Below are 13172 nucleotides of genomic sequence, written 5' to 3'. Positions count from 1 at the left end.
CGAAGCGTGCCTAGAAGCGGGGCTCGCATGCGAGAGGTCCGCCTTGTCAGAGAGCCCGAACGGCGTCGCAACGCCCGCCTCCATCGTCGACGCCCTGAAAGCCGTCGCCGGCAATCCGCCGAAAGTGCGTGCGAGCTTCGCGAAGGGCCGGTGTGTTCGCGGCACCTACACCCCGTCGGACCGGGCGGGGGACGTCACGAGATCGCGGAGCTTCACGATGCCATCGCGCGTGCTGGCACGCTTCTCGGTGGGCGGCGGCAATCCTGACGTAGCTGATACCAACAACCGCGTGCTGCGCGGCTTCAGCTTCAGACTCGGCGACGGCGATCATCGATCCGACATCCTCACGGAAAGCGCTCCCATGCATTTTGCAAGGACGCCCGACCAGATGCTGGCCTTCCTCGAGGCGCGCATCCCCGGGCCGGACGGCAGGCCGGATGAGGCGAAGGTCGCAGCTTTCTCGACGGCTAATCCTGAAACGCTCAATCAGACGAACTATGTCGCCGCGCGCCGGCTGCCCGGGAGTTTTGCCGGCACGACCTATTGGGGCGTGCACGCCTTTCCTGCGACCAGCGCGCGAGGCGAGACGCGCTTCATCAAGTTCAAGGTCGCCCCGGTTGGCGACGACATCACGCTGACCGAGCAGGAAGCCGGGACGAAGCCGGCCGACTTCCTGCACGACGACCTGAACACACGGATCGCCACCGGCGATGTCCGCTTCAACGTGATGGCGCTGCTCGACCGTCCCGGCGACCCCGTCATGGACGTGACCATACGCTGGCCGGACGAGGACTGCCGCGAAGAAGTGCGCCTGGGCACGATCGTGATCACGGGATTCGAGCCGAACCAGGCTTGCGACGCGTCCATTTTCAATCCAGCCAACCTCGCCGATGGCATCGGTCATCCGCCGGATGAGATCTTTGCGGCGCGGCGCACCGCCTACGCCATTTCACTGGCGAAACGCCGTTGAGGGCACTGGCGCCCCACATACCGGGGTTCACGTGCCCGCGCGCAAGGCGCCGAGCGCCTCGCGGCGCCACACGGCTGGGCTGACCCCGACAATCGATGAAAACACGCGCGTGAAGTGACTCTGGTTGGCGAACCCGGCCGAGATCGCGATCTCCGTCAGCGGCAGGTCGCGAACGGTCATCAACTGCTTGGCGGCCTTGACGCGCTGATGAAGCAGCCATTGGTGCGGCGGCATGCCGACGGAAATTCGAAATGCGCGGGAGAAATGGCTGACCGAAAGGTCAAGCTCGGTCGCGATCTTCTGCAGCGAGAGCTTGCCGCCGAGGTCGGATTCCAGTCTCTCGCAGGCACGTTTCGCCTGCCACGGAGCGAGCCCGCCGCGGGTGGGTCCGGCCGTGCGCTGGAGCCCGCCATAAGTCTGGGCGACATGGGCGGTCAGCCCGAGCATCATGTGGTCGATGAAAAGCTGGTTGGCCTCGTCCGGCCTGCGCAGGCCTTGCTGCAGCGACGCGCCGATGTGGCGGATGATACCGTCGTCATGGCCAACGCCGATCTGACAGTCGAGTTCGTCGATCCGCGACGCATTGCACTGTTCGGAGATGCCGTCGAGTGCCGATCGCGGAATGTAGAAAAACAGCGAGTGGAACGGCTTGTCGATCACATAGCGCGGATCGCGCTTGAGATCGTAGAGATAGGTCGTACCGGCGTGGACGTCCGCCTTCATGATACACTTGCCGCGCTCCCAGAGCTCGCAATCCGGGTAATCGTGAAGCTTCAGGCTGACGAGAAAGGCATCTTCGGCGGTCAGCGAACCGGACAGACCGGGCACCGGGTGATCATTCCGGGTTTCGGTGACCGCGAGCTCGGCGCTGCGCAGCGAGCGCGTGACCAGGGCGGGCGGCGCCTCCTTCAGACGCAGGAACTGCCCGAGCCTCTGTCCATAGGCGCCTGCCTGCGTCATCGGATTTGCCTTTCTGTGGAAGCCGAGTGCAGGCCACAGTGTCCTGCAATTTCAGGCTCACATTATCCAACATCCGCAGGCGACTGTCCACGTGCGCGCACGAGGCGAGCTTCACACGTTTTCACAAACGCACGATCAAATGGCGAACGTGCGTCACGCGACACGAGAATCGCGGTGCCGGCGCCGCATCGCTAGAACGACGTGCCGCCGCCGAACCTGAACTCCTGGACGACGTCGTATTTGCCCTTGGTGATCGGCACGGCATAGTCGAAGCGCAGCGGCCCGAACGGCGAGGCCCAGATCAGGCCGACGCCAACCGACGATCGCACCACATTGCCGTCATCATATTGCAGCCCGCATGTCGGACAGGCCGCCGTGTTGACTTCGCCGGTGGCCGTCCATGACGTCGGCCCCTGATAGCCCCAGAGCGAGCCGGCATCGGCGTAGATCGCGCCCTTCAGGCCGACCTCCTTGGGCAGGAACCAGAACGGCATCTGCAACTCCATCGACGCGCCCCAGTATTTCGTGCCGCCGAGCGCATCGCCGCTCGCGCCCAGGCTCCAGTAAGTGATGTCGCGCGGACCGATGCCGCTCGAAGCGAATCCGCGCACGAGGTTCGGTCCCATCTGGAAATGGTCGAGCATGCGCAGATGCTGGTCGCCGATCTTGTTGAGGATGCCGCCCTGAAGGTGGATCACGCTGACGATCTCGGACACGAGCGGCGTGTAATACTTCGTGTCAATCGCAGTCTTCAGATAAGTCACATCGCCGCCCACCCCGGCGAAATCCTGCCGGAAGTCGACGAGCAAGCCGTCGGTGGGGTTCTTGGTGTTGTCGAGCGTATCGTAGTTCAAGGTGTAGCCGAGCGCCGACGTCCAGGTCGCGCCGTTCGCCAGTTCTTTCCGGACCGGCAAGCTCGATTCGCCGTCGCCGTAGCAGCCGTATCCGTAAACGCCGGAGTCCGTGGAATTGGTCGGGTCGACGCCGCCCAGAACGTTTTTGATGTAGGCCGGCGTCGGGTTGAAGGCCAGTGACGTGTTCGATGAGTTGTTGTTACAATTATTGTACGCGCTGGAGAGCGTAATGCTCTGCTGATAGAGCGAATAGCGGAGCTGGAGTGAGAGGTCCTCGCGCAACGCAAAGCCCAGGCGCGGAGAGAAGCCCAGCGTCGTCACGCCATAGCTCGTATAGCTGTTCGACAATTGCTGGCGCCAATAGGTGTCGAATCCGAGCGCCAGCCTATAGTCGAGCAGGTAGGGCTCGACAAAGGACAGAGATATGCCACGCGCGTACTGGCCATAGCTGACGGACGCCTTGGCGTAGAGTCCCTTGCCGAGCAGGTTACGCTCGGAGACCGAGACCTCGGTCAGTGCGCCATCCGTCGTGGAGTAACCGCCCGAGATCGAGAAATCGCCGGTCGATTTCTCTTCCATGTCGACGATCAGGATCACACGGTCGCTGGAGGAGCCGGGCTCGGTGACGATCTTGACGCTCTTGAAGTAGTCCAGGTTCTTCAGTCGCCGCTCGGCGCGGTCGACCAACGCGCGGTTGTAGGCGTCTCCCTCGGAGAGGTCGAATTCGCGGCGGATTACGTAGTCGCGCGTGCGAGTATTGCCGCGCAAATTGATGCGCTCGATATAGGTGCGCGGTCCCTCGTCGACGTTGAACACGACCGAGACCGTATGCGCCTCGAAATTGCGGTCGCTGCCGGGGCGGACCACGGCGAAGGCATAACCGCGGCGAGAGGCCTCGATCTGCATCTCCTCGGTCGACTTCTCGACCGATTCGACGTTGTAGAGCGAGCCGACATTGACGCGCGAATAGGTGTGCAGCGAGCCCGCATCGAAATTGGGAATGCTGGAGCGGAAATTCACCGCTCCGACCCGATATTGCTGTCCTTCCTCGATCTTGAAGGTGACGAGAAAGCCCTTCTTCTCCGGATCGTATTCGGTGAGCGCGGCCACGACCTGGACGTCGGCGAAACCATTCTTGAGATAGAAGCGACGGATCAGGTCGCGGTCGGCCTCGACGCGATCTGGATCGTAGATGTCGTTGCTGCCGAGGAAGCTGAGCAGATTGCTCTCATGCGTCTTGATGACATCGCGCAGGCGTGAGGCCGAGAAGGTGCTATTGCCGATGAACTCGACCGATTTGACCGAAGTCTTGACGCCCTCCTCGACCGTGAAGATCAGGTCGACGCGATTGTTCGGCTGCTCGATGATTTCAGGCGTGACGCGCACGTCGTAACGGCCGGACCGGCGATATATCTCGGCGATTCGCAGCGTGTCGGATTGCACCAGCGCCCGCGAGAAGGTGCCGCGCGGCTTGGACTGGATCTCGGCCGAGAGTTGCTCGTCCTTGATCTTCTTGTTGCCCTCGAAGGCGACACGACCGATCACGGCGTTTTCGACCACCGACACCACGATGCGGCCGCCGGCCCGGTTGATCCTCACGTCCTGAAACAGGCCGGTCCCCATCAGCGCCTTGAGGCCCTCGTCGACCGCCGATTGATCGAAACGCCCGCCGGGCCCCGGCCTGAAGTAGGAGCCGACCGTCTCGGCCTCTACGCGACGATTGCCTTCGACGACGATCGTCTCCACCACTTGCGCGGCCGCCAGCCGCGGCAACAGCGCAACCGGCAGTGAGCTTGCAATCGACACACCACTCACCGCCGCAACGACCAGCCAGGCCCGCAAAAACGACATTCCACACCTCAACAGTACCTCGCCTGCTCTGAAACGAGACGGCTGTGGCCGCGGTGTGGCTTTGAGATTGCTGTAGTGTTTCTGGTCGTTGAATTTGATTGGTTGATCGGTGGCGTGAATGTGGAGGCCACGACAAGCGCGCGGGCTGTCAATGGCAACCGACCGGCGTCGAAGCTGCCGCGCAGGCGGCTTGCCCTTGCTCACGTTCAGCAACATCGCGCAACGCCCGGATTCTTTACAGGCCCTTAAGCCGGTGCAAGAGGCGGCGACATCAGGAACTTGCAGGGGTGTTTGCCGATGAACGCGATTGCCATGACCAGAGCGGTGCTGGTCGCCGTCCTCGCTTCGACCTTCACCGCACATGCCGCCGCCACCGGCCTTGGCGTAGGCGGAAGCAATCCAAAATCTCTCCGCGGAAAGACTCTGGATTGCTTCGTCGCAAGGGCTCCTCGCAATGACGGAGCAAGGGGCAATGGCGTCGTCCTCCAAATGCCACTGTCATTCCCCGCGAAGGCGGGGAATCCAGTACGCCGCGGCCTCTCGGTTCAATCACAAGTGTCTCGGAGTACTGGATCGCCCGGTCGAGCCGGGCGATGACAGCGAGTGTGTGGTTAGCGCTCGCCCCAATCTCGTCATTGCGAGCGCAGCGAAGCAATCCAGCACCCCTCCGCGGAAGGACTCTGGATTGCTTCGTCGCAAGAGCTCCTCGCAATGACGGAGCAAGGGGCGCCGCCGTCGTCCTCCAACTGCCACTGTCATTCCCCGCGAAAGCGGGGAATCCAGTACGCCGCGGCCTCTCGGATCAATCACAAGTGTCTCGGAGTACTGGATCGCCCGGTCGAGCCGGGCGATGACAGCGAGTGTGTGGCGTGCGCGTGCCACAGGCTCGTCATTGCGAGCGCAAGCGAAGCAATCCAGAATCCCTCCGCGGAGGGATTCTGGATTGCTTCGTCGCAAGGGCTCCTCGCAATGACGGAGCCAGGGGCAAGGCGTCGCTCTCCAATCCGCATGTGCGTCGCAGACACGCCTTCGCCTTCTCGCGGCGGATTTCGCCCGAGCTTTGCTTCGTCGCTCCACCCTCGAGATCCAAGAGGGCGCAGGGAAGGCCGGGTGCCGGCTGGCACCCACGGTCCGCTGCGCGAAACGCACACGCAGAGAAGACCGCACAGCAGCATACAGGTGAAGCCCAACACACGGCCTTCCCTGCGCAGTGGTTTGACGGCTTATGCCGCGCTCTCCCGGGAGCCGAGTTCCTTCTGGCCTCCCTCACCCCAGCGAAAGTCGCCGGCACCGCGCCGGTTGACACGAATGTCGCATCCGCCAGGGCTTGAGCAACGACGGCCAGGACCACACGGTTTTGCCGTACGCACGGTTCGCTATTCGCAGCAGTTTTTCCAACCCTGTCGACGGAGCAGGAAACTTACTGGCGAGACGAACCTGACAGCGCCGCTCGTCCGCACGAAAGCCTCGGGCTCACGGAGAGCAATCCGCCCTGCCCGCAGCTTTCGCGCCCGACGCTGCCGCGTCCACCGCTCCCCGGCTCCACGATCATCACGACACATGATCGCCCCTCAAGGGTGAGCCGGGTTGGGCCAACACATACGCCAATTCCGAATTTCGGTAAAGTGGAATATTTTTGCAAACGCGGCTTGACACCGATGCGTGTCGGAATGGCCCGGTGTTTTGCCCGACGGGCAGTCTCGCCCGGCGCCGAGATGTCGGGCAACATCTGTTCATATCCAGCAACATTCCGCCTGCCGAGCGCCAGCCGCGGCCTGGTCTCGCTTCGCCCGGCCCGTCCGCGAGCCATCAGAACCTCTTTCCACGGAACGATGGCGTCCGCTTACAGCTTTCGAGCGCTGCCTGCGACAATTCGGGCAAGCCTCGGACATAAAGGCGCGGCAATTCTGGGGCCTCTGGAGCATCCCACCCTTGCCTGCTTCCCCGGAGTTCCCATGCATTCTGCCGACCGGCCGGCGACGCGCCTTGCGACTCGGCTCGCCTTCCTCGTCGCGGGCTTCGGCATCGCGTGCTGGGCGCCGCTGGTGCCGTTCGCGAAGACGCGCCTCGGCGTCGATGATGGCGTTCTCGGGCTGCTGCTGCTCAGCCTCGGCATCGGCTCGGTCCTCGCCATGCTTCTGACCGGCGTCCTGAGCGCGCGCTATGGCAGCCGGCCGATCATCGTCGCGGGCGGGCTCGGTCTCGCCCTGGTCCTGCCGCTGCTCGCGATCGCGAGCTCGCCAGCAGCGCTGGCGTTGGCGCTCTTTGCGTTCGGCGCGGCGCTCGGCTCGATCGACGTCGCCATGAACATCCACGCGGTGGAGGTGGAGCGCGCCGCAAAACGCCCGCTGATGTCCGGCTTCCACGCCTTGTTCAGCATCGGCGGCTTCGCCGGCTCCGCGCTGATGACGGCACTGCTCTTGCTGCAACTCGGCGCGCTCACTTGCACGCTGATCTGCTCGATCCTGATGCTGATCGCGATGTTGGTGACCTGGCCGCGCCTGCTCCGCTCGGCCCAGGTGCAGGAGGGTCCGCTGTTCGTGCTGCCGCACGGCGCCGTGCTCCTGCTCGCGCTGCTCGGCGCCATCACCTTCCTCGTCGAAGGTGCGATGCTCGATTGGGGAGCGCTGCTCGTCATCGGCGCGGGCCTCGTCTCGGAGGCGCAAGGCGGCGCCGGCTATATCGTGTTCTCGATCGCGATGACGGTGGGGCGGCTCGGCGGCGACGCCGTCGTCGCGCGCATCGGCGACCGCACGACGCTGTTGTGGGGAAGCCTCATTGCCATCGCGGGCTTCGTGGTCCTGCTCACGGCTCCGATCGCGGCGGTGGCCATAGCCGGTTTCCTGCTCATCGGCCTCGGCGCATCGAATCTGGTGCCGGTGCTGTTCCGCCGGGCGGCCAAGCAGACCGCCATGCCCACGGGCCTCGCCGTCGCGGCGATCACGACCGCCGGCTATGCCGGCATCCTCATCGGTCCCGCCGGCGTCGGCTTCGTTGCTCGCGTCAGTGGGCTGCCAACGGCGTTCTGGCTGCTGGCCGCGCTGATGGGTCTCGTCACGCTATCGGCAGGCGTCGTCACGAAGGAGCAACGCCGGACATCGCGCGTCAGCGCGTGAGCGGCCTCACAACTGATTGAGCCCGATCGATTTGATCACGGGCGCCAGGCTTGCCGTTGTCGCCTCGACGATGCGCTGGAGTTTTTCGGGGCTTGAATCGGCGTCCGGCTCCATGCCTTGCGCGCGATAATTCGCGAGCAGCGTCGCATCGGCCATGGCCAACCGCGTAGCCTGGGCGATCCGATCGATGATCGCATCATCGGTACGCTTGGGCGCGAACAGCCCGAACCAGCCTTCATAGCTGAGATCCGGCATGCCGGATTCGATCGCCGTCGGGATATCAGGCGCGCCGCTCAGCCGCCTTTCGGTGGTGACCGCAAGCAGCCGGATCTTGCCGGCTTGGCTCAGCTGCTGCAACTGGACCGACATGACGGCAATGACGAGCGAGATCTGGCCGCTGACGAGATCATTGGTCGCCTGCGCGATGCCCCGATAGGGCACGTGGACGATGTCGAGCGCGCCGGCCTGCTGCTTGAAGGATTCGCCGACCAAATGATTTCCCGTCGCGACGCCCGGCGTCCCGTAGGACAGCTTTCCCGGATTGTCCTTCGCATAGGCGATCAACTCGCGCAGATTGGCCGCGGGCAATGAAGGATGGACCGCGAAAACCAGCGCGCTGTTGATCAGGCGGTAGATGGCGCGGAAATCGCCGACGGAATAGCCGGGATTTGCCGAGGTCAAGGGAATGATGACCTGCGTGCTGCCGTTTCCGAGCAGCAGCGAATAGCCATCGGGCTCCTCGCGCGCGACCGCGGCAGTCCCGATCGCGCCGCCTGCGCCGCCGATATAGTCGACGAAGGTCGGCCCGAGCAGCGTTGACATCTTGTCGACCCATGGGCGCCCGATCTGGTCACCCGATCCGCCAGCCCCGTAGGGGATCACCAGTCGAATGGGACGGGACGGATAGTCGGCGGCTTGTCCGCTGCGTGGGATGGTCGCCAGCGCCGCTGCGCCTGATAGCGCAGAGACGAACCGTCGCCGCGAGAAGGAAGGCATGTTCGAATTCCGGAAGCGGTAGTTACTGTCGAGGCGGGACCGGCTCCCCGTCATCCCATCGCAGCAATCCGCGACCGCCGTCAATGCTGCGGTCCGATCGAGCGGCAGCATCACCGCCGTGGCGTGCTGGTCTAACCCATTCCTTTTCAAGAATTATTTCAATCAGCCGAGGCCGACCCAAGCCATCTGCGCAGGTCTGCCAGCCATGCGGCTTTCGGCCAGTTTACTCGGCGCCTCGTTCTGCTAGACCAGAACGAAATACCTTTTGACTCCCGCGAGGGGGCAATGGCGCGTGCCAGCACATAGTAACCAAGACTCAGCCATTTCATTTGGGCCATTTCGGCTGTTTCCCAAGTCCCGGCTCTTGGAGAAGGAGGGCGCGCCGCTTCACGTCGGCGGCCGCGCGCTCGACATTCTGATCTTCCTGGCCGAGCGTCCCGGTGAAGTCATTGGCAAGCGCGAGCTGGTCAAGCGCATCTGGGCCGACGTCAATGTCGACGAAGGCAGTCTGCGCTTTCATGTCGCAGCACTGCGCAAGGTGCTCGGCGATACCGGCAAGTCGGCCCGCTATGTCGTCAATGTACCCGGCCGCGGCTATTGCTTCGTCGCCTCGTTCGCGCAAGCGGCGCCGCAAGTCGACCCACCCTCCGCCGAAACCGCGCTTCCTCGCTCCCTGCCCGCTCAGCTTGCGAAGATGATCGGACGAGAGGAAGTCATCGAGAAGATCTCCAATGGACTTTCGCTCCATCGCTTCATGACCGTGGTCGGCCCGGGCGGCATCGGCAAGACCGCCGTCGCCGTCACCGTCGGGCATCGCCGATCCCAGGATTTCGGTGGGCGCGTCTTCTTTGTCGACTTCAGTCCGTTGCGGGACGCCAGCCACATCGCGACCACCATTGCTTCGGCGCTCGGCCTGACCATCAGCTCGGAGGATCCGACGCCGGCCCTGCTGACATTTCTGAAGACCGGCCCGGCCCTGCTGATCTTCGACAGTTGCGAGCACGTGCTGGATGCGCTGGCGCCGCTGGTCGAGCACATCGTTCGCGAAGCACCGCAGCTTCGCGTTCTCGCGACCAGCCGCGAGTCGTTCCGCAGCGAAGGCGAGCGGATATTCAGGCTCTTCCCGTTGGATTGTCCGCCGGAGCGCGAGGACCTTGATGTCGCCGATGTCCTTGCCTACCCTGCCGCTCAACTCTTCGTCGAGCGCATCGCGCAGAGCTCGGGTCCGTTCCAGCTCAGCGCCGAAGAGGCCCCGCTCGTCGCCAGCATCTGCCGGCGCCTCGACGGCATTGCGCTGGCGATCGAGCTCGCGGCAGGCCGCGTCAATGCCTATGGCATCGCCGGCACCGCATCCCTGCTCGACAGCCGCTTCTCGCTGCAATGGCGGGGACGCCGCACCGCCGTGCCGCGACACCAGACCCTCGCCGCCGCGCTCGACTGGAGCTACGATCTGCTGCCCGCGGCGGAGAGCGCCACCTTGCGACGGCTGTCCATCTTCGCCGGGCCGTTTGCACCGGAGGCGGCTGCCGCGGTCGCGGCCGGCGACGGCCTCAGCGAAGCGGAGACGCTGGAGGCGATCGACAGCCTGGTCACCAAATCGCTGATCTCGCCGTCCGGTTCGCGAACGCTGCGCTATCGCCTGCTCGACACCACGCGCACCTATGCGCTCGCGAAGCTGCACGAGCTCGGCGAAAACAGGCAGTTCGCGCGGCGCCATGCGGAGCATTTTCGCGATTTCTTCGAGCGCGCCGAGGCCGACACGACAACGCCGCTGCCCGAATGGCTGAACGTCTACGGCGCAGAGCTGGACAATGTGCGCACGGCGCTGGACTGGGCCTTCGCGCCCGACGGCGACGCTGCACTGGGAATCGCCCTGACCGCAGTTGCGGTCTCACTGTGGGTGCGCCTTTCCTTGTTCGCCGAATGCCGCGAGCGCGCCAGAACGGCCCTCGCCGCGCTCGGCGATGCCGGCGACAACGACCGCGTCCGCATGCAGCTGCTGTCGGCGCTCGGCTGGTCGCTGATGTATGGCGAAGGCCGCGCGCGCGAGGCGCGCCCGATCCTGGAGACGACCCTCGAGCTGTCGGACAGGCTCGATGACAAGGATTTCCGGCTGCGCGCGCTCTGGGGTTTGTGCATCGACCAGTTCAACAACGGGCAGTTCGGCAAGGCCCGCGCGCTTGCCGAGCGCTTTGCCGACGCGGCAGCGAACTCACCCGACAAGACCGATGTCATGCTGGGCGACCGGCTGATGGCCGTCGCGCTGCACTATCTCGGCGACCAGGACGAGGCGCGCGTGCGCATCGATCGGGTCAACATGTCGCTGCCTGTACTGGCGGAGAAGCCGAAAATCTTCCCGCTCGACCTCAGGATATCGACGCAATATTTCCGCGCCCGCATCCTGTGGCTGCAAGGCCTGGCCGATCAGGCCCAGGCACTCGCCGCCAGGAACATCGAGGAAGGCCGCGCCAACGGTCACGCCCTGACCTTCTGCAGCGTGCTGGGACAAGCCGCCTGCCCGATCGCTTTCTGGGCCGGCGATCTTGACGCCGCTGAGCGCCACGGCACCGAGTTGCTCGAGCACACCGAGCGCCATGCGATCCGGCTGTGGGGCTTGTGGGCAAAAGCCTTCAACGCAGCGGTCATTGCCAAGCGAGGCGACGTCGCGATGGGCCTGCCGCTGCTGCGCGAAGAGCTCAATCGCGCCGGCGATGCGCGCTTCCTGCCGCGATTTCTTCCCTTGCTCGGCGAACTCGCGGCGGCCTTCCTGGAGACCGACCAGATCGACCGCGGCCTCGACGTGATCGATGACGTCCTGACCCGCTGCAACGACCGGCAGGAGCTCTGGTATCTGCCAGAACTGACCCGCATCAAGGCAGAATTGATGCTCAGGAGCGCGCGTCACTCGGCGGATGCCGAAGCACGCTTGCGCGGGGCCATGGATATGGCCGTTGCGCAAGGCGCCCGCTTCTGGGAGCTGCGCTGCGCGATCAGTCTCGCGCGATTCATGTTCAGGGCTGGCCGAAGCGCAGAAGCACTGGCGGTTCTCGACCCTGTCTGCGGGAGGTTCGCCGAGGGCGCAGACATCGCCGATATGCGCACTGCACGCGACCTGATCGCGCAATTGCGCGCCTGACCGCGAGCGGAGCCCGCGACGACCTAGAGCATGATCGGTTCTGATTGAATCAGAACCGAAGCTCTAGATTCTTGTTTTGACGCGTTTTCTTCACGCGAACCGGTATCCACTTCGCTCGAAAACGCTCTAGCCTCCGGCAGCAGCCGCGCGCTGCGGCAGCTTCCAGCCCGGCCGGATGAAGTGGCAAGTGTAGCCGTCCGGATAGCGTTCGAGATAATCCTGATGCTCGGGCTCGGCTTCCCAGAACTCGCCGGCCGGCGCGATCTCGGTCACCACCTTGCCAGGCCATAGGCCCGACGCCTCGACGTCCGCGATCGTGTCCTCGGCAATCCGCTTCTGCCCCTCGCTGGTATAGAAGATCGCGGAGCGATAGCTCGTGCCCCGATCATTGCCTTGGCGATTGAGCGTGGTGGGATCGTGGATCTGGAAGAAGAACTCCAGCATGGTCCGGAAGCTAGTCTTTGCGGGATCGAACATGATCTCGATCGCTTCGGCGTGGCCCTCGTGATTGCGGTAAGTGGCATTCTTCACCTGACCGCCGGTGTAGCCGACGCGTGTGGAGACCACGCCGGGCTGCTTGCGGATCAGATCCTGCATGCCCCAGAAGCAGCCTCCGGCCAAAACTGCGCGCTCTGTCGTCATCTGTCCGCTCCCAATTGATCGCTCAATCCGTTCTGCGCCTGTCGTATCATATGCTTTCGGCTGCCTGGCCGAAAGACAAGCATTGCCTGTATGTGTCCACCCGGCTCTCTCGTGGTCCCAAAGCTTCGACCGCTTCAGTTTACCGACCAGAACCGGATGGACACGAGTTGAAAGCTCGCCGCTAGCCCAGCTTGGCGTCGAGCGTGATCGCGGCGTTGAGCACCTTGGACACCGGACAGTTCTTCTCGGCCTCGCCGGCGAGGCGCGCGAAACCTGCTTCATCGAGGTTCGGCACCTTCGCGCGCAAGGTGAGCGCTGACTTGCTGATCTTGAAGCCTTTGCCTTCGGGTTCGAGCGTGACGGCTGCCTCGGTCGAGAGCTCCTCCGGCGTGAAGCCTGCCATTTGAAGGCCGAAGGCCAACGCCATCGTAAAGCAGCCGGCATGGGCCGCCGCGATCAACTCCTCGGGATTGGTCCCCTTCTCGTTCTCGAAGCGGGTCTTGAACGAATAGGGCGTCTCAGCGAGCACACCGGATTCGCTTGAGAGATGGCCCGTGCCATCACGACCAGTGCCCTTCCATACTGCTTTTGCCTTGCGGATCATCCTGGTTCTCCTTGTTTGTTTGTGGATCGTTCAGCCCGGTCCC

Annotated in this window: 8 protein-coding genes; 3 read left to right on the top strand and 5 right to left on the bottom strand. The window is 64.1% G+C overall.

Features of this window, described 5'->3' with window-relative positions:
• The first annotated feature begins 43 nt into the window (after window positions 1-43).
• Window positions 44-970, top strand: a complete 927-nt coding sequence (locus tag XH85_RS15145) for a catalase family peroxidase (protein ID WP_128932430.1) — start codon at window positions 44-46, stop codon at window positions 968-970.
• 27 nt (window positions 971-997) lie between these two features.
• On the opposite strand, the gene XH85_RS15140 is transcribed toward XH85_RS15145, so the two are convergent.
• A complete protein-coding gene (locus tag XH85_RS15140; RefSeq protein WP_128932429.1) occupies window positions 998-1930 on the bottom strand; it encodes a helix-turn-helix domain-containing protein in 933 nt (310 codons plus the stop codon).
• 191 nt (window positions 1931-2121) lie between these two features.
• On the bottom strand, window positions 2122-4635 hold the full coding sequence (gene bamA / locus XH85_RS15135; RefSeq protein WP_128932428.1) for an outer membrane protein assembly factor BamA: 2514 nt from the start codon (window positions 4633-4635) through the stop codon (window positions 2122-2124).
• A 1955-nt stretch (window positions 4636-6590) separates the two neighbouring features.
• Here bamA and XH85_RS15110 point away from each other — a divergent pair.
• The gene (locus XH85_RS15110) at window positions 6591-7751 is read left to right on the top strand and encodes an MFS transporter (protein ID WP_128932427.1); all 1161 of its coding nucleotides are present in this window, start codon (window positions 6591-6593) and stop codon (window positions 7749-7751) included.
• A 6-nt stretch (window positions 7752-7757) separates the two neighbouring features.
• Here the strand turns inward: XH85_RS15110 and XH85_RS15105 are convergent, their stop codons facing one another.
• Complete coding sequence (locus XH85_RS15105) at window positions 7758-8747, bottom strand: Bug family tripartite tricarboxylate transporter substrate binding protein (protein ID WP_128932426.1); 990 nt, start codon at window positions 8745-8747, stop codon at window positions 7758-7760.
• A gap of 292 nt (window positions 8748-9039) precedes the next feature.
• Here XH85_RS15105 and XH85_RS15100 point away from each other — a divergent pair, with 292 nt between their 5' ends.
• Complete coding sequence (locus tag XH85_RS15100; protein ID WP_128932425.1) at window positions 9040-11883, top strand: ATP-binding protein; 2844 nt, start codon at window positions 9040-9042, stop codon at window positions 11881-11883.
• 126 nt (window positions 11884-12009) lie between these two features.
• On the opposite strand, the gene msrA is transcribed toward XH85_RS15100, so the two are convergent.
• Both msrA and XH85_RS15090 read right to left on the bottom strand, forming a co-directional pair.
• Window positions 12010-12525, bottom strand: coding sequence for a peptide-methionine (S)-S-oxide reductase MsrA (gene msrA / locus XH85_RS15095; RefSeq protein ID WP_128932424.1), 516 nt, complete (start codon window positions 12523-12525; stop codon window positions 12010-12012).
• A 181-nt stretch (window positions 12526-12706) separates the two neighbouring features.
• Complete coding sequence (locus XH85_RS15090; RefSeq protein WP_128932423.1) at window positions 12707-13129, bottom strand: OsmC family protein; 423 nt, start codon at window positions 13127-13129, stop codon at window positions 12707-12709.
• Window positions 13130-13172 lie beyond the last annotated feature (43 nt).

The organism is Bradyrhizobium zhanjiangense, assembly GCF_004114935.1.
In the GTDB taxonomy this organism is placed as follows: Bacteria; Pseudomonadota; Alphaproteobacteria; order Rhizobiales; family Xanthobacteraceae; genus Bradyrhizobium; species Bradyrhizobium zhanjiangense.
The sequence above is the reverse complement of the archived record's forward strand: the minus strand, read 5'-3'. Positions and strand labels throughout refer to the sequence as shown.